Raw genomic sequence first — 23,752 nt, 5'->3', positions numbered from 1 at the left:
CGGATACCCCTTGGCAATCGCACCGAGGATTTCAGCCCTTGTTAGGGTTCTTCGCCCTGCCCTGGCGGGCCTTGAAGCGCGGATTGGATTTGCAGATGACATAGATGCGCCCTCGGCGCTTGACGATCTGGCAGTCGCGGTGACGGTTCTTGGCTTCTTTGAGGGACGACAGGACTTTCATGGCAAGGGCTCCGATTAATATGTAATAACATAACACTAACAATAAAGCTCACTGCCCTGCAAGCGCGGCATCGATCAGCCCTCTCAGCGTTCTGTTTTAGGCAACGATAAACATAACTTCCAGTATTGGAGTGCGAGGCTGGGCATGCGCATACTGGCCCCGCACCCGATAAAACGCGGCCTCGGGCACCTGTTCGACGATGACCGTCAATCGCCATGAACGGCCCCTCGGCTCGCCATAAAAAAGATTCAGTCCGGCTCTCCGGACCTCCATGCCCGCCATGGATTTGCACACTGCCCTGGGCGCCAACACGCCCCCTGAAAAGCACAATAACTATTGATACGGCCGACAGGTCATTCAGCAGGCAAGGGGATCACCATGCAACACGCACACGCCGTAACGCTGGATAACAGCCAGGCTGTTTCCGCGACCGTAAAACTGTACATCTGGGCGGCGATCATTCTGATCGTGGCCGAATCCCTCGGTGCTGTCAGCATCCCCCTCGGCCCCGGCAAGGTGGTGCTGCTGCCGATGGTCTGGGCCCTGTTGCTGGGCGCCGCCGTGGGGATCGCCAGCAAGCGCATGCCGGGCACTATCGGTATCGACAAAGGTGCGCAGTTGCGTGCCGCCTCGATCCTGCAGCCGGCGCTGCTGATCTTCGTCGCCAAGCTCGGCCTGGTGGTCGGCGGCTCGCTGCCGGTGGTGTTCGCCTCGGGCTGGGCGTTGGTGTTCCAGGAGTTCGGTCACTTCGTCGGCACGGTGATTCTCGGGCTGCCGGTGGCGCTGCTGCTGGGCATCAAGCGCGAAGCGGTCGGTGCGACCTTTTCGGTGGGCCGCGAGCCGAGCCTGGCGATCATCGGCGAGCGCTACGGCATGGACTCCCCTGAGGGGCGTGGGGTGCTGGCCGAGTACCTTACCGGGACGCTGTTCGGGGCGCTGTTCATTGCCATCGTCGCAGGCTTCGTCACCAGCCTGGGGATCTTCCATGCCAATTCGCTGGCCATGGGTTCCGGCATCGGTTCAGGCAGCATGATGGCTGCGGCCGCCGGCGCCATCGCCGCCCAGCAGACGCCGGAAATGGCCAAGCAGGTGATGACCCTCGCCGCCGCGTCCAACCTGATTACCACGACCCTGGGCACCTACTTCACGCTGTTCATTTCCCTGCCGCTGGCGGTCTGGGGCTACCGCGTGCTCGAACCGCTGATCGGCCGCACCACCAAGGCCTCGGTGACCACCAACGGCCCGGACCACGACGAAGTCGCGATCGAAGTCAGCGAACTGGGCTGGGCCGGCAAGTTCAGTGCCTGGCTGGCCGCCGGCGCCTTGGCGCTGATCGCCAACTACGTCGGCTACAAGACGCTGTCGGCCGATGCCTTCGCCGGCATAGCGCTGATGGTCTTCGCCGCCTTCGCCGGTGAGCTGCTGTGCACGCTGATCCGCCGCAAGGTGCCGGCCGTGTGCATGGTCTCGCTGGTGGCCATGTACCTGACCTCGCCGCTGTGCCCCTGGGCCGCGGAGATCGCCCGGATGAGCAACAGCATCAACATGCTCGCGGTGATCACGCCCATGCTGACGTTCGCCGGCCTGTCGATCGCCAAGGACATCCCGGCCTTCCGCCGCCTGGGCTGGCGGATCGTGCTGGTGTCGTTCCTGGCCAACTTCGGCACCTTCATCGGTGCGGTGATGATCGCCGAATTCTTTCACTGACCCGCGCGGTAAACAGTCGCTCCCTTTGGTGACTGACTTGGGTACCGGGCAGCCTTGCGCTTGCCCGGTACCGTTTTTTTTGCCGCCAGCGCGCGCGTCGACACGACCGGCTCGGCAAAGTGTACGGCCCACTCTTCCCCTCGCTGTAACGCTCCGGCGCCCGGGTTTTATGGATAAATAGGCACCCGATAAAAACAACCCGCGAGCCCCTTATGAACTCCCGCGACAACACCGGCATGGCCCTGGGCCTGCTCGGCGTGATCATCTTCAGCCTGACCCTGCCCATGACCCGCATCGTCGTGCAGGAAGTCGACCCCCTGCTCAATGGCCTCGGCCGTGCGCTGCTGGCGGCGATTCCGGCGGCGGCGTTATTGCTGTGGCGGCGCGAACGCTGGCCGACGTGGCGCCAGTGCAAGGCGCTGTGCTTCGTGATCCTGGGGGTGATTCTCGGCTTCCCGGTGCTTTCGGCCTGGGCCATGAAGACCCTGCCCTCCTCCCACGGCGCGCTGGTCAACGGCCTGCAACCGCTGGTAGTGGCGGTGTACGCCGCGTGGCTGTCCCACGAGCGGCCATCCAAGGCGTTCTGGGGCTGCGCGGCGCTGGGCAGCGCGCTGGTGCTGACCTATGCGCTGATCCAGGGCGCCGGCAGTGTCAGCAGCGGCGACCTGCTGATGCTCGCGGCCATCGCCCTGGGCGGCCTGGGTTATGCCGAAGGTGGCCGGCTGGCGCGAGAGATGGGCGGCTGGCAGGTGATCTGCTGGGCGCTGGTGCTGGCCTTCCCGCTGCTGTTGGGCCCGGTGCTGTATCTGGCCGCCCAGCATCAGGGGCCGATCAGCGCGTCGACCCTGTGGGCGTTCGGCTACGTCACCCTGTTCTCGCAATTCATCGGCTTTTTCGCCTGGTACGCCGGCCTGTCCATGGGCGGTATCGCCCGCGTCGGCCAGGTGCAATTGCTGCAGATCTTTTTCACCATCGCCTTCTCGGCGCTGTGGTTCGGTGAACATATCGAACCCATCACCTGGCTGTTCGCCGCCGGCGTGGTGGGCACGGTGATCCTCGGCAGGCGCACCGCAGTACGGGCGGCGCCGGTGCTCAAGGCGCAGTGATCCGCGGACTCATTGCTTGGGCACCACCTGCCCATGCATTTCCAGGGTGAGGGTTTCGATGCGCTCGGCCAGTTGCTGGGTGAGCTCGGTCAGCCGGGTGTTCTGCTCCAGCAATGCCAATAGCCGCTCGCTGTTCTGCTCGGCCAGCACCTGGCGCTGCTCGCTGGCCACGGCCAAGGCTTCACGGTGCTGGGCATCGGCTTCGGATTGGGCTTTGTCCCGCGCTGCCTGGCGGGTCTGCGCCAGCAGGATCAGCGGCGCCGCGTAGGCTGACTGCAAGCTGAACGCCAGGTTGAGCAGAATGAAGGGATAGACATCGAAGTGGCTGAAGCCCAACGCATTGGTCGCCACCCACAGCACCACGATCAGGGTTTGCGCCCCGAGGAAGGTCGGCGTGCCGAAGAAACGCGCGAACGCCTCGGCCTTGAGGGCGAAATTGTCGTTGCCGAAAACGCTGGCCAGATGGGCGTGGGGCCGGTGAAAGCGCAAGGCATCGTGCCTGGGTTTCGAACTGGGGGTATCAGGGCTCGTTGTATCAGGAGCGTTGGCTGCGGCGGAATCGTCGACTGGCTGGTTCATTGCGAGCTCTATAGACCATGATGCGTGGGCGGGAAGCCCCAGTATGGCCGAGTATCGCGCGCACGAAGGTGACGATCGCTACAGGAATGCAGCCGCGAAACCCGAGCACCCGGCCCAGGTTTTGCGGCTGACACCTTGATCAGCCGTTGAGAAACTTCATCGCATCGCTGCCGTAGCGCTCACCCGCCACCGCCCCGACGCCGGCGAAAATGGCATCCAACTGCTGACGCTCGACAGCGCTCAAGCTCACCGCTGCCGCCGCGACATTGCTCTCCAGATACTTGCGCTGCTTGGTCCCCGGGATCGGGATGATGTGGTCACCTTGAGCCAGCACCCAGGCCAGTGCCAACTGCGACGCGCTGATGCCTTTGGCCGCCGCCAGGGCCTGCACTCGCTCCACCAGCGCCAGGTTACGGTTGAAATTGTCGCCCTGAAAACGCGGGTTGAAGCGCCGGTAATCGTCGGCAGCGAAATCCTCGAAGGTGCGCAGTTCACCGGTCAGAAAACCGCGGCCCAGCGGGCTGTAGGCGACGAAGGCGATGCCCAGGCGCTGGCAAGTGTCGAGTACGTCGTTGTGCTCCGGGTCGCGGGACCACAGCGAGTATTCGCTCTGTACCGCCGCCAGCGGATGCACCTTGTGGGCGCGCTCGATAGTCGCCGCGCTGGCTTCGGAAATGCCGATATGGCGGACCTTGCCAGCGGTCACCAGCTCGGCCATGGCACCGATGGTCTCTTCGATCGGCACGTTGGGGTCGATGCGGTGCTGGTAGTAGAGGTCCAGATAATCGGTATTCAAGCGCTTGAGGCTGCCGTCGATGGCAGCGCGCACATAGTCGGGACGGCCATTGACCCCGCGGGCATGGGGATCGTCGCTGCGCACGATGCCGAACTTGCTAGCCAGAAATACACCCGCGCGCTTGCCCGCCAAAGCGCGCCCGAGCAGTTCTTCGTTACGGTGGGGGCCGTAGCAGTCGGCGGTGTCGAGCAAGGTGACGCCCAGCTCCAGTGCGCGGTGCAGGGTGGCGATGGATTCCTGCTCGTCGGCGCCGGTGGTGTAGAAGTCCGACATGCCCATGCAGCCCAGGCCGATGGCGGAGACCTGCGGGCCGTTACGGCCGAGTTGGCGAGTGTTCACGTTATTGTTCCTTTGGCGAATGAAGACCGGACCAGTGTCTGCCCAATGCTTTTCTGGATAAACCCCGCATCTTTGGTTTAACTATTCGCCTTATCTAAACAATCGAGGCATAAATGGACCGATTACAGGCCATGCAGGTGTTCGTGCGCATCGTCGAACTGGGCGGCTTTGGCAAGGCCGCTGACGACCTCGGGCTACCCCGCGCCAGCGTCACCCTGGCGATCCAGCAACTCGAAGCGCACCTGGGTGTGCAACTGTTGCAACGCACCACCCGTCAAGTGCGTCCGACCCTCGACGGCGACGCCTACTACCATCGCTGCCAATTGCTGCTCGACGACCTGGACGATCTCGAAAGCTCGCTCTCGGCCCAGCGCGGCAAGCCCCGCGGCACGCTGCGGGTCGACATGCCGGCGGCCTTCGGTTGTACCTGGATCGTGCCGCGGCTGGCGGATTTCTATCGTCGCTACCCGGACCTGCAGTTGGACATCGGCCTGCATGATCGTCAGGTACACCTGCAGCGTGAAGGGGTCGATTGCGCCATCCGCGCCGGCACCATCAGCGATCTGGCGCTGGTGGCGCGGCCGCTGGTGCGCATCCCCCAGCTCACCTGCGCCAGTGCCGACTACCTGGCCACCTGGGGCACGCCGCAGCGGCTGGAGGACCTGAGCGCGCACCGTGCGATCAACTTTCCGTCCAGCAGCGGGCGGTTCTTTCCGTTCGAGCTGGAAGTCGAGGGTGCAGTGCGCGAGGTGCCGATGCCGGCGGTGCTCACCGTCAACAGCGCGGACGCTTATGTGACGGCCTGCGAGGCAGGTTTCGGCTTGATTCAGGTGCCGCGCTATCACGTGTGCAAACAGCTGGCGGCGGGCAGCCTGGTGCAGGTGCTGGAGCACTACCCGGTGCCGGACTGGCCGATCTCGGCGGTTTACCCGCCGCACCGGCAGTTGTCACCGCGGGTGCGGGTGTTCATCGATTGGGTGATGGAGCAGTTGCACGGGGTGGCGGACAGCGGTGCCGAGTTGATGCTGCGGCCCTGACGCACCCGCAGCCTGTGGTGAGGGGGCTTGCTCCCGATGGGCCATCCCTGCCAATCGGGGAGTGTCAGTACCGACCTATCGGGGGCAAGCCCCCTCGCTACATGGACCTGCAAATGCTTACTTCAACCGCGCCAACCGCTCGGTCAGCAGATCGAAGAACCCTTGGGCATCGCCGTCATCGATCCACAACACATTGCTGTCCTGCTTCAAGGTGCCGTACCAATCGGCCACCGTCTGGCCCATGCCGATACCTTCGCGGTTATCGATCGCCACATGAATCGCCTTGCCGCTGAACAGTTCGGGCTTGAGCAGCCAGGCAATCACGCTGGCATCGTGGACCGGGCCGCCGGTCAGGCCGTAATGGGCCATGTCGGTTTTGACGTAGGCGTTGAGGATAGCGCTGACCAGGCCGCCGGCCTTGTTGTTCAGCGCCTCGATCTGCCGCAGCCGCGCCTCGCTGGTGAGGATCTTGTGGGTCACGTCCAGCGGCACATAGACCAGCTTGACGCCACTGGCCAGTACCACCTTGGCGGCATCCGGATCGACGTAGGCATTGAACTCCGCCACCGGGGTGATATTGCCGCCGTTGAAGTGCGCGCCGGCCATCACCACCACTTGCTTGATGCCCTTGACGATGTCCGGCTGCTGGATCAATGCCAACGCCAGGTTGGTCTGCGGTCCGAGCATGGCGATAGTGATGCTGTGGGGCGCGGCCTTGCTCAAGGTGTCGATCAGGTACTGCACTGCGCTGCCGGCCGCGAGCCCTTTACTGGGCTCATGCACCTCGACGCCCGGCAGGCCCTCGTTGCCATGAATGTGCTCGGCGTAGATCGGCGGGCGCACCAGCGGCTTGCCCGCGCCGGCATACACCGGCACCTCTTCGCGCCCTGCCCACTCGCGGGCCAGACAAGCGTTGCGCGAGGTCTTGTCGATGCGCACGTTGCCCGCCACGGTGGTGATCGCCAGCAGGTTCAATGTCTCGGGCGAGGCCATCGCCAGCAGCAAGGCGACGACGTCGTCGGCGCCCGGGTCGGTATCGATAATCAGATTGATTGTTTCGGCTGCCTGAGCGGCAGTGGCGGCGATAACGGTCAAGGCCGATGAGCTCCAGAGCGGGCGAGAAAGAGCGACAGGTTTGCACAGGCAAGGGGCCATTCCAAGGATTAGCTGCCCCTGTCGCGAATGTCAGAACACCACACCGGCCACCAGGGCGATGTTGCTGTACGGCTGGCACTCGCCGGTACGCACTATGGCCTTGGCGCTGCGGCTGAGGGTTTTCAGCGCTTCATGGCTGACTTGCTGCCGCTGGCCCAGGTCTGCACGCGCATGCAAGGCTTCGAGGGCCTCCAGCGCCGGTGGCTGTATGGCGAATATCTCGTCGGCCAGCACGTGGCTTTCGACCTGCATTTCCGCCAGCACGGTGTTAAGCACCGTGACGAAATCCGGCACCCCGCGGGTCAGCGCCAGGTCGATCAGCTCCACGCCCGGCGGCACCGGCATGCCGGCATCGACGATCATCAGCACGTCACCGTGGCCCAGAGAGGCCACCACCCGCGACAGCGCGATATTGAGCAGCGGGGTCTTTTTCATGGCGCGAATCCTTGCACGTCAGCGAGGGTTGGAATGGATGGTTGCGCCCCGGCGCGAGTGACCGACAGCGCCGCGGCGATCTGCCCGAAGGCGATGGCTTGTGCCTCGCTCCGGCCTTCGGCCAATGCCGCAGCAAAGCCGCCGACAAAGGTGTCCCCCGCTGCCGTGGTGTCGACCGCCTGCACCGCCGGCGCCGGGAAATGCCGGGACTGCGCAGCGCTGGCCAACAGCGAGCCATGCGCGCCCAGGGTGACGATCACCTTGGCCGCGCCCGCCTTGATCAAGGCACTGGCGGCCAGATCGGCGCTGGCCGCTGAATCCACCGTCAGCCCGCTGAGCACGCTGGCTTCGCTCTCGTTGGGGATCAGGTAATCGATCAACGGATACCAATCCGCCGACAGTGGCGCGCTGGCCGGGGCCGGATTGAGGATGACGATCTTGCCCAGCTCGCGCGCACGCTTGAGCACGTGGCCGACGCTGGCCAAGGGCACCTCCAGTTGGCAGACGATCACCTCGGCATGGCTGAGCAGCGCGTCGAAGCGATCGACCAGGGCGGGACTCAACTGGCCGTTGGCACCGGCGACGATGACGATCGCGTTCTGGCTGTGATCATCCACCAGAATGGTGGCGATGCCGCTGGGCTGGTCGGCGATCATCGTCACCCCGGCGCAGTCGATGCCCTCGGCCAGCAAGCCGTCACGCAACTGCTCGCCATAGGCATCGGCGCCGACGCAGCCGATCATCGCCACGCGGGCCCCCAGACGCGCCGCGGCCACCGCCTGGTTGGCACCCTTGCCGCCCGGTACCGTCACGAACGACTGCCCGGCCAGGGTCTCGCCCGGGCGCGGCAGACGCGCCAGGCGCGTGACCAGGTCCATGTTGAGGCTGCCTACTATCACTACCTTTGCTTGCATGAGGTTCACTCTTCTAGCCGCCGTGCACTTGAAAAAACAATCAGCGAAATTGATCGAAAGCGCGGCTCGGCGCCGCCGTGGATTCACGCAGCACCATACTCGGCGCCACCACCCATTGCTCCACCGGCGTGTCCGGTGCTGCAATGCGCCGCAGCAACACCTGCGCAGCGCGCTCGCCCAGCTGGAGAATCGACTGCCCCACCGTGGTCAGCGCCGGGTACACGTACCGGCTCATCTGAATATCATCGAAACCGATCACCGACAACTCGCCGGGCACGCGGATATTACGCTCGGCCGCCGCCCGCAGCACACCAAAGCCGACCATGTCGTTGGCAGCGAAAATCGCGCTCGGCCGCCCTTCTTCGAGCAACGCCACCGCCGCCGCGTAACCGCTGGGGCTGGTGAAATCGCTCTCCTTGATCCAGCCGGCCGGCACCTCTATATTCGCCGCCGCCATGGCCCGCCGATAGCCGGCCAGGCGCATGCGCGCCACGCTGGTTGCGGTGGGCCCGCAGATGCAGGCGATGTGGCGATGGCCAAGTTCGAGCAGGTGCGCGGTCGCCAGATAGGCGCCCTGTTCGTGATCGATGCGGATCAAATCCGCAGGCAGGTTTTCGAGGTCGCGGTCGACGATCACCATCGGCGTGCGCACGGCCGCGAGGGCCTGCACCAGGCCATCGTCGCCGCCTACTGAAGACACGATCAAACCGTCGACGCGCTTTTCCTGCAGCACCCGCAGGTAATTGCGCTGTTTGTGCGGATCGTCATCGGAATTGCACAGGATCACGCAAAAGCCGTTGCGCTCGCAGTAGTCCTCGATGCCCCGGGCCAGCTCGGCGAAATAGGGGTTGATGCCGTTGGGGATCAACAGCCCGATGGTCGAGGTGGCCTGGGCCTTGAGCGAGCGCGCCACGGCGCTTGGCACGTAGCCGAGCTCGACGATAGCGGCCTCGACCTTGCGCCGTGCCTCGTCGCTCACCGGCCGCGAACGGTTCACCACATGGGACACCGTGGTGTAGGAAATCCCTGCCAGCGCGGCCACATCCTTGATGGTCGCCATGTCAGCCGCGTCGCTTGGCGCGGTGGCTGCGGTAGGTGTCGAGCACCACCGCGACCACGATCACCAGGCCGGTGATGATGCGCTTGGTCGGCTCGGTGGCGCCGATCTGCGCCAGCCCCGCTGCCAGCACCGAGATGATCAGCACGCCGAAAAAGGTGCTGATCACCGAACCGCGACCGCCCATCAAGCTGGTGCCACCGATCACCACTGCGGCGATGACCTGCAACTCCAGGCCCGAACCGGCATTGGGGTCGGCCGCTTCCAGGCGCGAAATCTGGAACAGCGCCGCGACGCCCGCCAGCAAGCCCATCAGCGAGAACACCAGAATCTTGTAGGGTTTGGGATTGATGCCGGCCAGGCGCACGGCTTCCTCGTTGGTGCCGATGCCGATCAGGTAGCGGCCGAACACGGTGCGCGTCAGCACCGCCTGGGCGACGAAGATCACCACCAAGGCGATGACGAACGACGGCGAAATGCCGAAGGCGAACGGGTTCGACAGCCAGGCATAGGAATCACCGATATAGGCCGTGCGCGAATCCGTCAGTTGATAGGCCGCGCCGCGGGCCATTTCCAGCACCCCCAGGGAGACGATGAACGAGGGTATGCGCCAGGCCACCGTGATCGACCCGGTAATGGTCCCGGCCACCGTGGCGCAGGCCATGCCCAGCAGCGCCGCGGGCAGTACACCCCAGCCCCAGCCGAGCATCGCCACGCTCACCGCCGAGGCCGCCAGCGCCAGCACCGAGCCGACCGACAGATCGATGCCGCCGATGATGAGGATGAAGGTCATGCCCACCGCCAGCACCATCAGGTCGGGGATCTGGTTGGCCAGGGTGCTGAAGGTCTCATACGAGAGAAAATGATCGCTGAGCAGCGAGAACAGCACGATCATCGCCAGCAAGGCGCCGGCCAGGCCGAGGTAGGTGCCGAGGCCGAAGTAGTTGCCGCTGCGCTTGCCGGGGGATGGCAGCGCGGCAGATGGGGCAGCGCCTTTGGAGAGGGTAATTTTCATAGGTCGATCCTGGGCGCCGCGTCGGACAGCAGCGCATCACGTTTCTGGTAGCCGGCAAAGGCGGCGGCGAGCAATTGGTCCTGGGTCCAGCTGTCCCGCTCGAAGGTATCGATCAAGCGCCCGGCCGAAAGCACGCCGATGCGGTCGCAGATCAGCATCAGTTCGCGCAGGTCGCTGGACACCACCACCAGCGCGCGGCCCTGGCGCGTCAGCTCGCCGAGCAAGGTGTAGATGTCGAATTTGGCGCCGACATCGATGCCGCGCGTGGGCTCGTCGAACAGCATCACCGGGCAGTCGCGCTCCAGCCAGCGGCCGATCACCACCTTCTGCTGATTGCCGCCGGACAGCTCCGAGACCAACTGCGTGGGGCTGGAACTGCGGATGCGCATGGCCTCCACCTGACGCCGGGCCAGGCCCATCTCGGCGCGGCCATCGACCACGCCGCTGCGGGAGATCGCCGCCATATTGCCCAAGGCGATATTGGCGCTGATGGATTGCGACAGCAGCAGCCCTTCGCCTTTGCGATCCTCGGTGATCAGGGCGATGCCATGGCCGACGGCGTCTACCGGCGTGCGCACGCTGACGACCTGCAGCGGGCTGCCGACGGCGATGCTGCCGCTGTCCGCGGTGTCCGCGCCATAGATCAAGCGCAGCAGCTCGGTACGCCCGGCGCCGATCAGGCCGCTGATGCCGAAGATCTCGCCGGCACGCACCTCGAAGGACACGTCGCGGACCTTGTCCGAGCGCGTCAGCCCCTTTACTGCCAACGCCACGTCACCGATGCGCCGCGGGCCGAGGTCGATCTGCTCGCCCAGCTCACGACCGACCATCAAGGTCACCAGTTGCTCGCTGTTGTAGTTGTCCATGGCATCGACGCACACCAGCTTGCCGTCACGCAGCACGGCGATGCGCTGCGCGACCCGGGCGAGTTCTTCGAGGCGATGGGAGATGTAGACGATCGATACGCCACGGGCCTGCAAGCGGGTGATCTGCTCGAAGAGCATCTCCACCTCGCGGGCGGTGAGCATGGCCGTGGGCTCGTCGAGGATCAGCACGTGGCAGTCGCCGATCAGGTTGCGGGCGATCTCGACCATCTGCTGGTGGCCGATGCCCAGCTCGCTGATCAGCGTGTCGGGGTCGATGGCGTCCAGGCCGACCTGGGCCATGGCCTTGATCGCATCGGCGCGCAGGCGCTTGCGGTCGATCCAGCCGGCGCGGCTGGGCAGGTTGTCGAGAAACAGGTTCTCGGCCACCGACAGGGTCGGCAGCAGATTGAGCTCTTGCATGACCATGCGCACGCCAAGCTTTTCAGCCTGGGCGCGGCTGGCGGGTTGGTAGGCCTGGCCCTGGAAGGTCATGGCGCCCGTGGTGGGCGTGACCAGGCCGCCGATGATCTTCGACAAGGTACTTTTGCCCGCGCCGTTTTCACCGGTCAGGGCCAGGACTTCGCCGCGCATCAGCGTCAGGTCGATGTCACCGAGCACCGGCTGGGCGTAGGTCTTGCCGATGCCGCTGACGGACAGCACAGCGGCTTGAGCGGATGCAGACATGAGGCTCCCCCGCGCCGAACAGCCGGCGCAGTAATGGATGAGTCTGTAGCGAGGGGGCTTGCCCCCGATGGCGCCAGAGCAGTCAATGGCAGGTATCGATACATCGAATCGGGGGCAAGCCCCCTCGCTACAGTGCGGGAAGGCAGAATCAGGGCTTGGTCACCAACTCCACCGGCGTCTCGATCACCCCGTCCTTGATATCCAGCGGCTCGCCCTTGACCATCTTCAGCGCCGTATCGATACCGAACACCGCCTGCTTGGCCGCGAACTGATCCGCCGTCGCCAGCACGCGGCCGTCCTTGAGCATCGGCTTGATGGCGTTGATGTTGTCATAGCCGACCACCTGCACCTTGCCGGCCTTGCCTGCCGCCCGCACAGCCGACACCGCACCCAGCGCCATGCTGTCGTTACCGGCCAGCAAGGCCTTCAAGTTCGGGTATTCGTTGAGCATGGCCGCGGCGACCGCATTGCCCTTGTCGATTTCCCAGTTACCCGATTGTGTCGAAACGATCTTCATCTGCGCGCCATCCATCGCGTCCTTGAAACCGGCAGTGCGCTGCTGAGCGTTGGTAGTGGTCGGCACCCCTTCGATGATCCCGACCTGGTCGCCGGCGCTCAACTGCTTGGCCAGGTAATCGCCCACCAACTTGGCACCCTTGCGGTTGTTGGGGCCTACGAACGGCACCTCCATGCCCTTGCTCTTGAGCACATCGACATCGAGCTGGTTATCGATGTTGACCACCTTGATGCCGGCATCCATGGCCTTCTTCAACACTGCCGCCAAGGCCTTGGAATCGGCCGGCGCGATGACCAGCGCATCGACCTTCTTGACGATCATCTGGTTGACGATATCGATCTGCGCAGCGGTGTCCGATTCGTTCTTGATGCCGTTGGAGATCAGGTCGAAATCGGCGGAATGGTCTTTCTGGTAGACCTTGGCGCCATCTTCCATGGTCAGAAAGAATTCGTTGGCCAGGGACTTCATCACCAGGGCGACAGTGGGCTTGTGGGCATCGGCGGCTTGAGCGGATGAGAGCGGCAGGACGAGGGCCGTGGCGGTGAGCATGGCGACGGCGAGCAGGCGTGCAGCGAAGGGCAGCTTCATGGGGGGCGACTCCGGCGATATGATTGTTTTTATTGGGCGAACGCAGCGATCAGGGACGTCGCAAACGTTTGCGTGGGGGAAATATGCGCAGGGGACGGGATTTTGTCAAATGGCAGATGGACGAGTGGTTTGCGGGATTTTTACGGAATTTACTTTGCCGGTACTGGTTAGAGAGGCATCTAGGCGATGCCGGTCAAGAGTTTACCGGGATGTCTTCAATCCAGAGGGTCGGTCTCGCGAGGGCGCTGCGCGCGGATACCGGCTGATCGAGATCAAATGCGCTTCAATGGCAGCATCAGAGTCATCGGCGATACCGGTGACGGAACAAACCCTGCGGTACGCTGATAAAACATGGCCAATCTGGGGTCCAGCGCATGGACAAGCATTGCACGTGAGCCGACGATCTGCGCAGCCTGCAGGGAACGCTCGATCGCATCCTGCAAGAGCGCCTTCGCCACTCCCCGTCCTTGAATGGACTTGTCCACTCCCAAGCGTCCCAGAATAGTGACAGGATATTGAGCTGGCGCGTTGCGCTGCATCGCTTTAGGCGCCTGCGCCCGAACGACTGAGGCATTGGTGAGGGTATAAAACGCCACCACCCGAGAGGTGCTCTTGAGGGTCACAACATAGACCACGGCGTCCTTGGCCTGCTGAGCTTTGCGGGCCCGCTTCACGTACTCGTTGATCGACCTTTCGCCGCAGTCGAAAGCGCTGAAATCATGATCATCGCTGAACCGTGCTGGAGCGCTCAGCTCCAGATTTTCGGTCTTGCCAATAGCTTCTCGAGGCACTCGTTGTCTCCGATCGGGTGAGTTTCCAAAGCCCTTTCGAATGAGTCGAATGCTTCGTCATCCAGCATGAAAAACCGCTTATCCAGCAACACGTCTTCAGCCTTCTGGCAGGCTGCGTCCAAGATAAAGCTGGTCCTGTCGCTACCCAGCATAGCGGCGGCCATGTCTATCAAATTCCGCTTCTTGGGATCCACGCGCATATTGATCGACGCAGGCTTGTCACGATTGCTATCTGTATCCGAGGTATCTGTATTCATCACATAAGTCCCGTTGGTGGCTTCTGCAGCCACCGCCACACCCTATACATCCGTGTAGCAATCGTCAACACGAATACACAATAGCTACACATATTCCAGTCTGATCCCTGTCCGTCAACCGATACGGAACTACTGAGTAGCTACCAGAAGTTACTCGCCGAGCCTCTTGATCTGCAGGGAACGGCTAGCCTCCACAGGGCTCGAACATCCACACAGACTCACGAGGAACTGCCATGAAAATCGATTTGAGCGGTAAACGCGCACTGGTCACCGCTTCCAGCGGCGGCATCGGCTATTCGATCGCCAAGGGCTTGGCTGAGGCCGGTGCTACGGTCGTCCTCAATGGCCGCAGCGACAATTCCGTGAACCAGGCAATCGCCCGCCTGCAGGCTGAAGTGCCGAGCGCCGCGATCTCCGGCGTGGCGGCGGACCTGGGCGACGCGCAAGGCGTTGCCGCGTTGGTCAAGGGTGCAGGGGCGATCGACGTGCTGGTCAACAACGCCGGCATCTACGGCCTGCAGGATTTTTTTGAAACCGATGACGACGTCTGGGACGCTTATTGGCACACCAACGTCATGTCCGGGGTACGCCTGAGCCGTGCGCTGCTGCCGGCCATGGTCGCCAAGGGCTGGGGGCGAGTGGTGTTCATCGCCTCGGAGTCGGCCCGCAATATCCCCGCCGACATGATCCACTATGGCGTGTCCAAGACTGCCCAGCTGGGGCTGGCCCGCGGGTTGGCCAAGCGCGTTGCCGGCAGCGGCGTGACCGTCAACAGCGTGCTGCCGGGCCCGACCCTGTCCGACGGCCTGGCCGATATGCTGCAAGCTGAAGTGCAACGTAGCGGTAAATCCCTGGAGACCGTAGCCGCGGACTTCGTCATGGCGCACCGGCCGAGCTCGATCATCCAGCGCGCCGCATCCACCGAAGAGGTGGCCAACATGGTCGTCTACATCTGCTCGCCGCAGGCCAGCGCTACCACCGGCGCTTCGCTGCGGGTCGACGGCGGCGTGGTCGACGACATCGTCTGATGTGCCGGGGCGGCGGCTCGGCCGCCCCGCCGCTTCATCGCGCCCATACCCGATGGCATATCACTCGGCGTCCTGACCGGCACCCTTGCTGCCATGCCGTACCACAGAGATCACCACCGTCAGCGCCACGACGGTGGCGAAGACCACACTGCACAGGCCCTTCATGCTCGGGGACATCTGGTCTATAAAGGGGAACCACTCAGCCAAAGTTGTCACAACGCCTCCCGGCATCTACACGTCATAAAGTTGGCCGCAATCATACGCCATAGCCTGCACGGCGTGATCTTCCGTCACATGAAGCATGACGTGCGGGTGCAGCTCTCTCGCACAGGGCCCACTACAGGATCGCTTCGTCAACACCCGAGCAATAGTGGCCTTGCCCAGTGCGCAGCGCGAGCGCAAACTGCCACCACTTTCCCCGACCGTGTCACTGGTCAATCAGGAATCCGCGCATGAGCCTGCAGCATCGTAATAACGTGAACGTGGTCGGCAATGGTGCAACGACGCTGATTTTCTCCCATGGCTTCGGCTGCGATCAGTCCATGTGGAAATACCTCTTCCCGAACTTCACCCGCCAATTCACCGTAGTCAGGTACGACCTGGTAGGCGCCGGCTCATCCGACCTCGCTGCCTATGTGCCTGATAAATACAGCACGCTGCATGGCTATGCGCAGGACCTGGCCGAGATTATCGAAGAGTACGCCCGCGGCCCGGTCATTATCGTCGGGCACTCGGTCAGCGCCATGATCGGTGTCCTGGCCGAGCGATATGTTCCGGGGCGCATCGTCGGTCACGTCATGATCGGCCCGTCGCCGTGCTACGTCGATTCCGAAGACTATGTAGGCGGCTTCAAGCTCGAAGATATCCACTCGTTGCTGGACACCCTGGACAGCAACTACCTCGGCTGGTCCAGCACCATGGCCCCGGTGATCATGGGCGCCCCTGGCCAGCCGGAACTCGGGGAAGAACTCACCAACAGTTTTTGTCGTACGGAGCCGGAGATAGCCAAGCAATTTGCACGCGTGACCTTTCTGTCTGACAACCGAGCGGACATCAAGGGGGTCACCACCCCTACCCTGATCCTGCAGTCGAGCGATGACCTGATCGCGCCGATTGCTGTCGGTGAGTATCTGCACCACACCTTGCCCAATAGCACCTTATGCCTTGTCGACAACATCGGCCACTGCCCGCACATGAGCGCGCCCAGCGCTTGCGCCGAGGCGATGGACACCTTCCTGGCGCCCTGGACAACCGGCCATGGACGCTGACGACCCGTTATTGTCTTCGCCGCACCCGTTCTTTGAAGAGGCGCCCTGTGGGCTGATCGTGACGACGGAAGACGGCACCATACTGACGTCCAACCGCACGTTCAGTACTTGGATCGGATTGAGTCAGGTCGAGCTCAAGGGTCGCAGATTCCAGGATCTGCTGACGATGGGCGGGCGTATTTTCCACCAGACGCACTGGGCCCCGCTGATGCGGATGCAGGGTTCGGTGGGCGAGGTGAAACTCGAAGTGATACACCGTGACCGAAGCACCATCACCATGCTGCTCAATGGGGTTCGGCGCGAGTACAGAGGTGGCGTGCACTATGAGCTCGCGCTATTCGGCACCACCGACCGAGATAAATACGAGCGCGAATTGCTCAATGCCCGAAAGCTCGCGGAGGGCCTGCTGAAGGAAAAGAATGCTGCTGAAATCGCCCTCCAACACGCGCAAGCGGAACTGGAAAAAGCCTACGAGAAGGCCAAGCTCAGAGCGGAATTCGCCGAGCAGATGGTCACTATAGTCAGCCATGATCTGAAAAATCCGCTGACCGCCACGATCATGGCTACAGGCATGCTCGCCAAGGGCGAGCGTACCGCCAAGGAGCGCTTGCTGCTTGGCCACATCACCCAATCAGCGGAGCGCGCTCAGCGCATGATCGCCGATCTCCTGGATTTTGCGCTGGCTCGCGAAGGACGAGGTATCGCGATCTCACCTTCAATGGTCGATCCGCATACCCTCGTTCACCTCAGTGTCGAGGAACTACGCGTAGCATTCCCGGATGTGACGTTATTGCACCAGTGTTTCGGCGAGTGCGGGACCGTCAATCTCGATGCCGACCGCATTCAGCAAGTCATCGGCAACCTGGTGGCCAATAGCGTGACTTATGGTGATTCGCTTCAGGCAATCACCGTGTCCTCGAACATAGAACCCACTTGCCTGACGATTGCCGTACACAATCATGGCGCGCCCATTGCGGACTCGCAGGCCGCCTCACTGTTCGAGCCGATGGCGCGTGGCATCGATGCGCCCCATGACGTCAAGAGCGTGGGATTGGGCCTGTTCATCGTGAAGGCAATTGCCTTGGCCCACGGCGGTGATGTTTCTGTCAGCTCCAGCGTTACTGACGGCACCACGTTCCGTGTCCGTATTCCCCTGTCCTGAACAAAGGCGATCTGCGGCGGCGACTAAACGCTTGACCCTGATAGAAGACAGGAATGCTCATGCACAATCTCGCGATCAGCCAGATCACCCCTGCCCCGCTGACCCTTGTTGGAGCAAGCCGTGGCGGCGCCCTGCGCGGCGCCTCGTCTAGCTTCGCGTGCCCTGATCGATGATACCCAGCACGGTTTTCACCGACCTGGCCACAAGCTGCCCGGGAGCCGATGCAGCGCCGATACTTGCATAGGTCAGCGCCGAGCCAGTCAGTTCTCCCGCGAGCCGCGTGGTAATACCGAGCGCTCCCATAGCCATGGTCAGCAGAGGCTGTCGCGCGTAGCGTGTTTTCATCTCCACGCTGGCGGACATCAGCGTCATGACATCCTCAGGTGACCGGGGCATGGTCGCGATCTTGAGAATATCCGCTCCCAATGTCTGCTGGCGCAATAGCCGGCCCACGATGACCTTACGGCTCGGTGTCGACTCGAACTCGTGGTTGGAAAGGATCACGGCAATGCCCTTTTGCCGCGCCATGCCGATAGCTTCGGTGACCCGCTGCTGCGGCTTCATCATTTCGATGTCCAGCAGATCGATCGGCACTGCTTGCATGATCGCGTGATACAGCGCGAAGTAATCAGCGTCGCACAGGTCGCGTTCGCCGCCTTCGGCCTTGCTGCGAAAGGTCACCAGCAGTGGCTTCCCAGCGAGCGCCTCCGAGGCGGTCTTGACCAGCGCGACCATCTCGGCGGTATCGATGCAGGTACTCAGATGATCCAGGCGCAACTCGGCGATATCGACGTCTGCCGAGGCATATATCTCTTCGGCTTGCTCGACTACTTCCAATGCCGCCTTGCCAGTGATGGATGCCACCACCTTGGGGGCACCGCTGCCAATCTCCAGGCCCTTGATCCGCAGGACACTTATCACTCGATCTGCGTCACCTGCGGGCGCCTCTGGCCCACTGGCTTTTGCCGGATACTCTCGATGCTGCATGTCATGGCTCTCCAAATTCACCTATGGTTTGTGGAAAACCCTGCTCAGGGAGAGTTCACAAAAATCAGCGGCCTCTACTGGTGAGCAGTCATGCTGAGGGGCGATTGCAGGACGAGAATCAGCTCAGCAGAACCACGCTGCGTAATGGAAATTTTTTCAAACTAACGGGATTGCCACCGCTCTGAAGATACGCGTCATGTTGACCCGGCAGGTGAACAGAACGCCCATGCGCCAGAATCCGATTGCACCGAAAAAAGGACGACCGATGACCTTCTACATCTATCTCATTGCCTGCTGCGCCGCCGCGACCACCGGCATCATTTTCAAGCCGGGAGCCTGGTACGAGGCCCTGCAAAAACCGAAGTTCACCCCGCCCAATTGGGCATTTCCAGTGGCCTGGACAGTCATCTACCTGTTGCTGGCCTGGGTGGGATATCGCCTTACCCTCTTGCCTGACAGTCAGGTAGCGCTGGCGTTGTGGTCTGCACAAATCGCCCTCAACACACTATGGACCCCGGTCTTCTTCGGCGCGCACCACACCGTCGCCGGCATGGTGATTATCCTCATGCTCTGGCTGGTCGTTGCCGTCATGGTGTTCCTGGCGTTGCGCCTCGATGTGATCACCGGCTTGATCCTGTTTCCTTACCTCGCCTGGTTGACCGTGGCCGCCGCGCTGAATTTTTCCATCCTGCGCCTGAATCGATGAGGGGGCACCACTGCTTGCTGTTGCGGTGCCCCGCTGTTCGTCCCAATTTTCGGCTAAAGGCTACTTGGACAGATCCGCGCGAAGGCGCGCCCCCGCGTAAGCCTGAGCATCCTTGGCCTTTTGAACCACGGCGGCGGTACCGAAGAACTCGTGGGTAACACCTGAGTAGACCTTGCGTTCCACGGGCACCCCAGCGTTTCGCAGTGCGGTTTCCAATTGGGCACCATCATCGCGCAGCGGATCGATTTCGGCGTTGATCACCGTGACGGGTGGCAGCCCTTTCAAGTCGGCATGCACCAGATCTATCCGCGGATCCTTGGCATCAGCCGGGCTCTTGGTCACATGAGCGATAAACCACAACATCATCGGGCGATTGAGCGGCATGGCGTCGGCGTACTTCAGGTAGGACTCGGTATCGGTGGCTGATTGCGCGACCGGATACACGGCCAGCACGTGTCTGGGCGCTGCGAGCCCCGCCTTGTGCGCCGCAATTGCGGTAGCCACCGCCAGATTGCCGCCTGCGCTTTCGCCTGCCAGCGCCAGGCGTTTCGGGTCCCCGTTGAGCGAACCGGCGTTGGTGGTCAACCATCGGTACGCAGCCAAGGCATCGTCATGCGCGGCCGGAAACTTGTTTTCCGGTGCAAGCCGATAGTCGACTGAAACGACGATGGCATTGGCTTGTTTGGACAGCCCCCTTGCCCCGCCGTCGTAGACCTTGCGGTCGGCAAATACCCATCCGCCGCCATGGAAGTACAGCACCACCGCAAATGGGCCTGTGCCTTGTGGGGTATATACGGTAGCAGGCATCGGACCGCCCGCGCCCGGCACTGTGATGTCCCGACTCGTTACGCCCGGCACCAAGGCCGTGGGCGAAGCATCACGCTTGTCATCGACAAGAACACCCTTCACTGCATCGGCCATCGTCGGTTGCAGGCGAGCTTGGGCAGGGGTGGTCTTTTCGACGGCCTTGGCATCGAAACTGGCGAACTTGTTCAGCACGGTCTGCATGTCTGAATCGGTGCGCAGCATGCTTTTGGTGCCGCTGACGGCCAGCTCGGATACCGAGTGTTTTTCTGGATCTCTGGCGCATCCGGCCAGCAGGGTCGCTGCACCGATCACTGATGCAAGTAGCAGCCATTTATGATTGTTTTTGAGCATGGATAACTCCGCAGAAGGGTCTTGAAAATCACGCTTCAAGAGCCGCCATCTCTGGTCGGCTCACTCTGACGCACTCAAGCGGCAGGCTTGAGCACAACCTTGGTCCAGCCATCATCACGCGCATCGAAATGCTTGTACGCGTCCGGCCCTTGGGAAAGGCTCAAGCGATGGGAAATGATTTGCGATGGCGAAGCTCGGCCATGATGGATCAGCTCGGCAAGGCGGCGGTTATAGGCTTTGACATTGGCCTGCCCCGTACGCAACTGCTGCCCCTTGAACCAGAACGCGCCGAAGTCGAAAGCCATCTTGCCCTCCTTCGCCAGTTCGTTCTTGGCGCCCGGATCCTGGGGCACGAACACCCCTACCGCACCGATTCCGCCTGTGGCTTTGGTCGAGGCGACGAGGTTGTTCATGGTCAGGTGGTTAGCCTCATGCCCGTGGTTATCGCAGCATTGATAGCCCACGCATTCACAGCCGCGGTCGGTGCCCCTGCCGTGGGTCAAATTCAAAATCTGATCGACCGCCTCCTGCTGGAACGAGTTGATCGGCGTTGCCCCCAACTTGGCCGCCAGCGCCAGACGGTCGGGGTGGTTGTCCACCACGAAGACTTGAGAGGCACCCTTGATCATTGCCGAGTGAGCAGCCATCAGGCCGACCGGGCCGGCGCCATAGATGGCAATGCTTTCACCGGGCAACAGCCCCGCCAACTCAGTGGCATGCCAGCCGGTGGGGAAGATGTCGGACAGCATGACGTAGTCGTCTTCCTTCTCCTGCGCATCCTCGGGTAGTACCAGGCAGTTGAAGTCTGCGTAGGGCACGCGAAGCAACTCGGCCTGGCCACCCTGGTAGGGCCCCATTTCAGCGAAGCCATAGGCGGCGCCCGCGCTGCCCGGATTGGCGGTCAGGCAGAAACCGGTCAAGCCCTTTTCACAGTTCTCGCAAAAACCGCAGCCAATGTTGAACGGCAGGCAGACGCGGTCGCCGACTTTCACGCGATCGACTCCGGCGCCTACTTCGATCACTTCCCCGAGGTTCTCGTGACCGAACACGCGCCCGGTTTCAAACGAGGTGCGGCCTTCGTACATGTGCAAATCCGAGCCGCAAATATTGGTCGTAGTAACGCGAACCAACGCATCAGTCGGCTTTTCGATCTTGGCATCAGGGACATTTTGAATGCTCACGTCGCGAGGGCCGTTGTAGACGATTGCTTTCATTTCGCTCTCCAGGATTTACGTAGAATGTTTCGCCAGGTCACCACTATCTGTCCAAGGACGAGCCGCAGACGTTCAAGGAATTTGACATGTGCGGACGAGCGGCACTTTCAGGGCGCTGCCCCGCTGACAGTGCACGCAAATAACTTGAACCGGCAAAGCGCGCACCCAGTCGGAAAATCATGTCCCTCGAATTTACCGGAGCACGATCATGAAAAGTTATCCGACGCCCCCGTTCGCCGACCAACCGCAAAACGTCCCAGGCAGCCAACAGAAGATGCAGCCGGTGCCTGACTGCGGAGAGCAAAGTTATGTGGGCAACGGGCGCCTGGCGGGAAAGCGGGTATTGATAACCGGCGGTGACAGCGGCATTGGTCGCGCGGTGGCCATTGCCTTCGCGCGCGAGGGTGCCGATGTCGCGATTGCCTACCTGGACGAACACGAGGATGCCAAGGAGACCGCCAACTGGGTGACGGCTGCCGGGCGCAACTGCCTGCTCTTGCCTGGCGATCTGGCCGAGCGCAGTCACTGTCTGAATATCGTCGAGAAAACCGTCGCCGAGTTTGGCCGGATCGACGTGCTGGTCAACAATGCAGCATTCCAGGCCACCCACAGTTCGCTGGATGAGATCCCGGACGACGAATGGCTGCGCACGGTCAACGTCAATATCACCGCGATGTTCCGGATCTGCCAGGCCGCCGTTCCGCACATGGCCCCGGGGAGCTCAATCATCAACACCAGCTCGGTCAATTCCGATATGCCCACGCCCTCTTTGCTGGCGTACAGCACGACCAAAGGGGCAATAGCCAACTTCACCGCCGGCCTGGCGCAGTTGCTGGGCGAGAAGAACATCCGCGTCAACAGCGTGGCTCCAGGGCCGATATGGACGCCCTTGATCGTGTCGACGATGACCAGCGAGGACGTCAAGTCGTTCGGCTCGCAGACACCACTCAAACGCCCAGGACAACCCGTTGAAGTGGCGCCGCTGTATGTCCTGCTCGCTTCCGATGAATCCAGCTACGTTTCCGGCTCTCGCTTCGGCGTTACTGGCGGCAAGCCAATGCTGTAGGTGATTCAATCATCTCAGACAACTCAAGGAGGACATCATGTCCCGTACTCTGCTTCGCTCGCTGGCCATGACCTTTTGCATGGTCGCCCTGCACGGCTGCTTCGATAGCGGCGGCAAGAACAACAATGCAGACGCCGACAAGAGCAAAGCGTCGGTGCAGATGCAGAACAAGGATTCCGATCAGAAATAACCTGATCCATGTGCTGCGCAAACTTGACCGGCGAAAGTTGGAACCTCGCCCGAACCGGGCAACCTAATCTGTGCGTGCGCAGTTTTGCGCAACGTTATGGCTGCCTCCTGGGCCTGAGCCGGGCCGTCCACTATGAGATTATGCAAATGACCGACCTTCAGAAAGAGACTATCAAGGTACTGAATGACCTCATCGAGACCTCGAAAGATGGTGAGGCTGGCTTCAAGGATTTGGCGGAACACACCAAGAACGAACATCTGCGTTCAGTCTTTACCAGCCGCGCCGCTGATACAGCCAGTGCAGCCGCCGAGCTGCAAAGCCTGGTGCGCGGCCTGGGCGGCGATCCGGAAACCACCACGAGCGTCAGTGGTGACCTTCACCGCCGTTGGGTCGATCTGAAATCGGCAATCACAGGCAAAGATGACGCGGCGCTGCTGAATGAAGCCGAGCGTGGTGAGGATGTGGCCAAGAAGAGTTACAGCAAGGCGCTGGAGAACAATGACCTGACTCCGGATATCCGTGCCGTAGTTCAGAAGCAATACGAAGGTGTGCTGCGTAACCACGACCAGATCAAAGCGCTGCGCGATCAGGCCAAAGCTCAGAAATAACGTGCAGAAATAGAGCTCCGTAATATCCTTCTGGCCCAGGCGGTTGACGTTCCGCCTGGGCCACGCATCAGACCGCCCACCGCCTTTTTATCCCCCTCCCCCCTCATCCGATGCTCGGTGCGTTAGCGCTTCATGGCGTCGGTAATCTGGCCTCGTCTGCCGGGCCAGGCTCGACACGTCCGCCCTCCTGCTCAGACTGATCCTCCCTCCGAAGGCGCTCGTCATCCGTCAGCGCCTCGCCGATGTCATCTTCCGGTAGTACTTCGTTAACGACAGCCAGTCCATCACTTGTATCGAGCTTGCCCATGGAGTTCTCCAATATAAGATTCATTACCCACACT

At 62.2% G+C, this 23,752-nt stretch carries 27 protein-coding genes; 10 read left to right on the top strand and 17 right to left on the bottom strand.

The window, feature by feature from the left end:
• Nucleotides 1–31: 31 nt before the first annotated feature.
• A complete protein-coding gene (ykgO, locus tag AC3WJP_RS05870) occupies nt 32–181 on the bottom strand; it encodes a type B 50S ribosomal protein L36 (RefSeq protein WP_311969709.1) in 150 nt (49 codons plus the stop codon).
• Nucleotides 182–559: 378 nt separating this feature from the next.
• Here ykgO and AC3WJP_RS05865 point away from each other — a divergent pair, with 378 nt between their 5' ends.
• Both AC3WJP_RS05865 and AC3WJP_RS05860 read left to right on the top strand, forming a co-directional pair.
• Nucleotides 560–1,888 (top strand): DUF3100 domain-containing protein, encoded by a 1,329-nt coding sequence (locus AC3WJP_RS05865; RefSeq protein WP_493720291.1) that lies wholly within the window; start codon nt 560–562, stop codon nt 1,886–1,888.
• Nucleotides 1,889–2,100: 212 nt separating this feature from the next.
• On the top strand, nt 2,101–2,994 hold the full coding sequence (locus AC3WJP_RS05860) for a DMT family transporter (protein WP_493720290.1): 894 nt from the start codon (nt 2,101–2,103) through the stop codon (nt 2,992–2,994).
• A gap of 9 nt (nt 2,995–3,003) precedes the next feature.
• Here the strand turns inward: AC3WJP_RS05860 and AC3WJP_RS05855 are convergent, their stop codons facing one another.
• Nucleotides 3,004–3,573: a DUF1003 domain-containing protein gene (locus AC3WJP_RS05855; protein ID WP_493720289.1), complete on the bottom strand. Its 570-nt coding sequence runs from the start codon at nt 3,571–3,573 to the stop codon at nt 3,004–3,006.
• A gap of 139 nt (nt 3,574–3,712) precedes the next feature.
• Entirely contained in the window at nt 3,713–4,708 is a 996-nt protein-coding gene (locus AC3WJP_RS05850; protein WP_493720288.1) for an aldo/keto reductase, read from the bottom strand.
• Nucleotides 4,709–4,821: 113 nt separating this feature from the next.
• On the opposite strand from AC3WJP_RS05850, the gene AC3WJP_RS05845 reads away from it, so the two are divergent.
• The gene (locus AC3WJP_RS05845) at nt 4,822–5,745 is read left to right on the top strand and encodes a LysR family transcriptional regulator (protein WP_493720287.1); all 924 of its coding nucleotides are present in this window, start codon (nt 4,822–4,824) and stop codon (nt 5,743–5,745) included.
• A gap of 117 nt (nt 5,746–5,862) precedes the next feature.
• Here the strand turns inward: AC3WJP_RS05845 and AC3WJP_RS05840 are convergent, their stop codons facing one another.
• The 9 genes from AC3WJP_RS05840 to AC3WJP_RS05800 all read right to left on the bottom strand — a co-directional run bounded on the left by AC3WJP_RS05840 (nt 5,863) and on the right by AC3WJP_RS05800 (nt 14,057).
• Nucleotides 5,863–6,900, bottom strand: coding sequence for a nucleoside hydrolase (locus AC3WJP_RS05840; RefSeq protein WP_493720286.1), 1,038 nt, complete (start codon nt 6,898–6,900; stop codon nt 5,863–5,865).
• 30 nt (nt 6,901–6,930) lie between these two features.
• Nucleotides 6,931–7,335: a D-ribose pyranase gene (rbsD, locus tag AC3WJP_RS05835; RefSeq protein ID WP_493720285.1), complete on the bottom strand. Its 405-nt coding sequence runs from the start codon at nt 7,333–7,335 to the stop codon at nt 6,931–6,933.
• Nucleotides 7,332–8,249, bottom strand: a complete 918-nt coding sequence (rbsK, locus tag AC3WJP_RS05830; RefSeq protein WP_493720284.1) for a ribokinase — start codon at nt 8,247–8,249, stop codon at nt 7,332–7,334. Before rbsK ends, rbsD begins: the two co-directional genes overlap by 4 nt.
• A 40-nt stretch (nt 8,250–8,289) precedes the next feature.
• Nucleotides 8,290–9,309, bottom strand: coding sequence for a LacI family DNA-binding transcriptional regulator (locus AC3WJP_RS05825; protein ID WP_493720283.1), 1,020 nt, complete (start codon nt 9,307–9,309; stop codon nt 8,290–8,292).
• 1 nt (nt 9,310) lies between these two features.
• Nucleotides 9,311–10,321, bottom strand: coding sequence for an ABC transporter permease (locus tag AC3WJP_RS05820; protein WP_493720282.1), 1,011 nt, complete (start codon nt 10,319–10,321; stop codon nt 9,311–9,313).
• Nucleotides 10,318–11,871, bottom strand: coding sequence for a sugar ABC transporter ATP-binding protein (locus tag AC3WJP_RS05815; protein ID WP_493720281.1), 1,554 nt, complete (start codon nt 11,869–11,871; stop codon nt 10,318–10,320). The genes AC3WJP_RS05820 and AC3WJP_RS05815 overlap by 4 nt, the downstream gene beginning before the upstream one ends.
• Nucleotides 11,872–12,019: 148 nt before the next feature.
• Complete coding sequence (locus tag AC3WJP_RS05810) at nt 12,020–12,976, bottom strand: sugar ABC transporter substrate-binding protein (protein WP_493720280.1); 957 nt, start codon at nt 12,974–12,976, stop codon at nt 12,020–12,022.
• Between the two features lie 272 nt (nt 12,977–13,248).
• A complete protein-coding gene (locus tag AC3WJP_RS05805) occupies nt 13,249–13,767 on the bottom strand; it encodes a GNAT family N-acetyltransferase (RefSeq protein WP_493720279.1) in 519 nt (172 codons plus the stop codon).
• Nucleotides 13,725–14,057: a type II toxin-antitoxin system TacA family antitoxin gene (locus AC3WJP_RS05800; RefSeq protein ID WP_493720278.1), complete on the bottom strand. Its 333-nt coding sequence runs from the start codon at nt 14,055–14,057 to the stop codon at nt 13,725–13,727. Before AC3WJP_RS05800 ends, AC3WJP_RS05805 begins: the two co-directional genes overlap by 43 nt.
• A gap of 200 nt (nt 14,058–14,257) precedes the next feature.
• Between AC3WJP_RS05800 and AC3WJP_RS05795 the strand changes: the two genes are divergently transcribed.
• Nucleotides 14,258–15,052 (top strand): SDR family NAD(P)-dependent oxidoreductase, encoded by a 795-nt coding sequence (locus AC3WJP_RS05795; RefSeq protein ID WP_493720277.1) that lies wholly within the window; start codon nt 14,258–14,260, stop codon nt 15,050–15,052.
• Nucleotides 15,053–15,112: 60 nt separating this feature from the next.
• Here the strand turns inward: AC3WJP_RS05795 and AC3WJP_RS05790 are convergent, their stop codons facing one another.
• On the bottom strand, nt 15,113–15,268 hold the full coding sequence (locus AC3WJP_RS05790; RefSeq protein WP_493720276.1) for a hypothetical protein: 156 nt from the start codon (nt 15,266–15,268) through the stop codon (nt 15,113–15,115).
• Nucleotides 15,269–15,504: 236 nt separating this feature from the next.
• Here AC3WJP_RS05790 and AC3WJP_RS05785 point away from each other — a divergent pair, with 236 nt between their 5' ends.
• Complete coding sequence (locus AC3WJP_RS05785) at nt 15,505–16,320, top strand: alpha/beta fold hydrolase (protein WP_493720275.1); 816 nt, start codon at nt 15,505–15,507, stop codon at nt 16,318–16,320.
• Nucleotides 16,310–17,482 carry a PAS domain-containing sensor histidine kinase gene (locus AC3WJP_RS05780; RefSeq protein ID WP_493720274.1) on the top strand — a complete coding sequence of 391 codons (1,173 nt, stop codon included), beginning with the start codon at nt 16,310–16,312 and terminating at the stop codon, nt 17,480–17,482. The genes AC3WJP_RS05785 and AC3WJP_RS05780 overlap by 11 nt, the downstream gene beginning before the upstream one ends.
• A 147-nt stretch (nt 17,483–17,629) precedes the next feature.
• Here the strand turns inward: AC3WJP_RS05780 and aroD are convergent, their stop codons facing one another.
• Nucleotides 17,630–18,484 (bottom strand): type I 3-dehydroquinate dehydratase, encoded by an 855-nt coding sequence (aroD, locus tag AC3WJP_RS05775; RefSeq protein ID WP_493720273.1) that lies wholly within the window; start codon nt 18,482–18,484, stop codon nt 17,630–17,632.
• 250 nt (nt 18,485–18,734) lie between these two features.
• Between aroD and tspO the strand changes: the two genes are divergently transcribed.
• Nucleotides 18,735–19,175 (top strand): tryptophan-rich sensory protein TspO, encoded by a 441-nt coding sequence (tspO, locus tag AC3WJP_RS05770; RefSeq protein WP_493720350.1) that lies wholly within the window; start codon nt 18,735–18,737, stop codon nt 19,173–19,175.
• Between the two features lie 60 nt (nt 19,176–19,235).
• Here the strand turns inward: tspO and AC3WJP_RS05765 are convergent, their stop codons facing one another.
• Both AC3WJP_RS05765 and AC3WJP_RS05760 read right to left on the bottom strand, forming a co-directional pair.
• Nucleotides 19,236–20,333 (bottom strand): alpha/beta hydrolase, encoded by a 1,098-nt coding sequence (locus AC3WJP_RS05765; RefSeq protein ID WP_493720272.1) that lies wholly within the window; start codon nt 20,331–20,333, stop codon nt 19,236–19,238.
• 74 nt (nt 20,334–20,407) lie between these two features.
• Nucleotides 20,408–21,547 carry a glutathione-independent formaldehyde dehydrogenase gene (locus AC3WJP_RS05760; RefSeq protein ID WP_493720271.1) on the bottom strand — a complete coding sequence of 380 codons (1,140 nt, stop codon included), beginning with the start codon at nt 21,545–21,547 and terminating at the stop codon, nt 20,408–20,410.
• Between the two features lie 208 nt (nt 21,548–21,755).
• Here AC3WJP_RS05760 and AC3WJP_RS05755 point away from each other — a divergent pair, with 208 nt between their 5' ends.
• The 3 genes from AC3WJP_RS05755 to AC3WJP_RS05745 all read left to right on the top strand — a co-directional run bounded on the left by AC3WJP_RS05755 (nt 21,756) and on the right by AC3WJP_RS05745 (nt 23,411).
• Nucleotides 21,756–22,613 (top strand): SDR family oxidoreductase, encoded by an 858-nt coding sequence (locus tag AC3WJP_RS05755; RefSeq protein WP_493720270.1) that lies wholly within the window; start codon nt 21,756–21,758, stop codon nt 22,611–22,613.
• A gap of 37 nt (nt 22,614–22,650) precedes the next feature.
• On the top strand, nt 22,651–22,803 hold the full coding sequence (locus AC3WJP_RS05750; protein ID WP_493720269.1) for a hypothetical protein: 153 nt from the start codon (nt 22,651–22,653) through the stop codon (nt 22,801–22,803).
• 146 nt (nt 22,804–22,949) lie between these two features.
• Nucleotides 22,950–23,411, top strand: a complete 462-nt coding sequence (locus AC3WJP_RS05745) for a PA2169 family four-helix-bundle protein (RefSeq protein ID WP_493720268.1) — start codon at nt 22,950–22,952, stop codon at nt 23,409–23,411.
• 130 nt (nt 23,412–23,541) lie between these two features.
• On the opposite strand, the gene AC3WJP_RS05740 is transcribed toward AC3WJP_RS05745, so the two are convergent.
• Nucleotides 23,542–23,718 carry a hypothetical protein gene (locus AC3WJP_RS05740; protein WP_493720267.1) on the bottom strand — a complete coding sequence of 59 codons (177 nt, stop codon included), beginning with the start codon at nt 23,716–23,718 and terminating at the stop codon, nt 23,542–23,544.
• Between the last annotated feature and the right edge of the window lie 34 nt (nt 23,719–23,752).

The sequence above is a fragment of the Pseudomonas sp. GW821-FHT01A09 genome (assembly GCF_058986725.1).
The sequence above is the reverse complement of the archived record's forward strand: the minus strand, read 5'-3'. Positions and strand labels throughout refer to the sequence as shown.

Excerpts from the sequence above, each read along its gene's own strand:
- ykgO (WP_311969709.1), bottom strand. The coding sequence starts at position 181 with ATGAAAGTCCTGTCGTCCCTCAAAGAAGCCAAGAACCGTCACCGCGAC.
- AC3WJP_RS05865 (WP_493720291.1), top strand. The coding sequence starts at position 560 with ATGCAACACGCACACGCCGTAACGCTGGATAACAGCCAGGCTGTTTCC.
- AC3WJP_RS05860 (WP_493720290.1), top strand. The coding sequence starts at position 2,101 with ATGAACTCCCGCGACAACACCGGCATGGCCCTGGGCCTGCTCGGCGTG.
- AC3WJP_RS05855 (WP_493720289.1), bottom strand. The coding sequence starts at position 3,573 with ATGAACCAGCCAGTCGACGATTCCGCCGCAGCCAACGCTCCTGATACA.
- AC3WJP_RS05845 (WP_493720287.1), top strand. The coding sequence starts at position 4,822 with ATGGACCGATTACAGGCCATGCAGGTGTTCGTGCGCATCGTCGAACTG.
- AC3WJP_RS05840 (WP_493720286.1), bottom strand. The coding sequence starts at position 6,900 with ATGGCCCCTTGCCTGTGCAAACCTGTCGCTCTTTCTCGCCCGCTCTGG.
- rbsD (WP_493720285.1), bottom strand. The coding sequence starts at position 7,335 with ATGAAAAAGACCCCGCTGCTCAATATCGCGCTGTCGCGGGTGGTGGCC.
- rbsK (WP_493720284.1), bottom strand. The coding sequence starts at position 8,249 with ATGCAAGCAAAGGTAGTGATAGTAGGCAGCCTCAACATGGACCTGGTC.
- AC3WJP_RS05825 (WP_493720283.1), bottom strand. The coding sequence starts at position 9,309 with ATGGCGACCATCAAGGATGTGGCCGCGCTGGCAGGGATTTCCTACACC.
- AC3WJP_RS05820 (WP_493720282.1), bottom strand. The coding sequence starts at position 10,321 with ATGAAAATTACCCTCTCCAAAGGCGCTGCCCCATCTGCCGCGCTGCCA.
- AC3WJP_RS05815 (WP_493720281.1), bottom strand. The coding sequence starts at position 11,871 with ATGTCTGCATCCGCTCAAGCCGCTGTGCTGTCCGTCAGCGGCATCGGC.
- AC3WJP_RS05810 (WP_493720280.1), bottom strand. The coding sequence starts at position 12,976 with ATGAAGCTGCCCTTCGCTGCACGCCTGCTCGCCGTCGCCATGCTCACC.
- AC3WJP_RS05795 (WP_493720277.1), top strand. The coding sequence starts at position 14,258 with ATGAAAATCGATTTGAGCGGTAAACGCGCACTGGTCACCGCTTCCAGC.
- AC3WJP_RS05785 (WP_493720275.1), top strand. The coding sequence starts at position 15,505 with ATGAGCCTGCAGCATCGTAATAACGTGAACGTGGTCGGCAATGGTGCA.
- AC3WJP_RS05780 (WP_493720274.1), top strand. The coding sequence starts at position 16,310 with ATGGACGCTGACGACCCGTTATTGTCTTCGCCGCACCCGTTCTTTGAA.
- tspO (WP_493720350.1), top strand. The coding sequence starts at position 18,735 with ATGACCTTCTACATCTATCTCATTGCCTGCTGCGCCGCCGCGACCACC.
- AC3WJP_RS05765 (WP_493720272.1), bottom strand. The coding sequence starts at position 20,333 with ATGCTCAAAAACAATCATAAATGGCTGCTACTTGCATCAGTGATCGGT.
- AC3WJP_RS05760 (WP_493720271.1), bottom strand. The coding sequence starts at position 21,547 with ATGAAAGCAATCGTCTACAACGGCCCTCGCGACGTGAGCATTCAAAAT.
- AC3WJP_RS05755 (WP_493720270.1), top strand. The coding sequence starts at position 21,756 with ATGAAAAGTTATCCGACGCCCCCGTTCGCCGACCAACCGCAAAACGTC.
- AC3WJP_RS05750 (WP_493720269.1), top strand. The coding sequence starts at position 22,651 with ATGTCCCGTACTCTGCTTCGCTCGCTGGCCATGACCTTTTGCATGGTC.
- AC3WJP_RS05745 (WP_493720268.1), top strand. The coding sequence starts at position 22,950 with ATGACCGACCTTCAGAAAGAGACTATCAAGGTACTGAATGACCTCATC.
- AC3WJP_RS05740 (WP_493720267.1), bottom strand. The coding sequence starts at position 23,718 with ATGGGCAAGCTCGATACAAGTGATGGACTGGCTGTCGTTAACGAAGTA.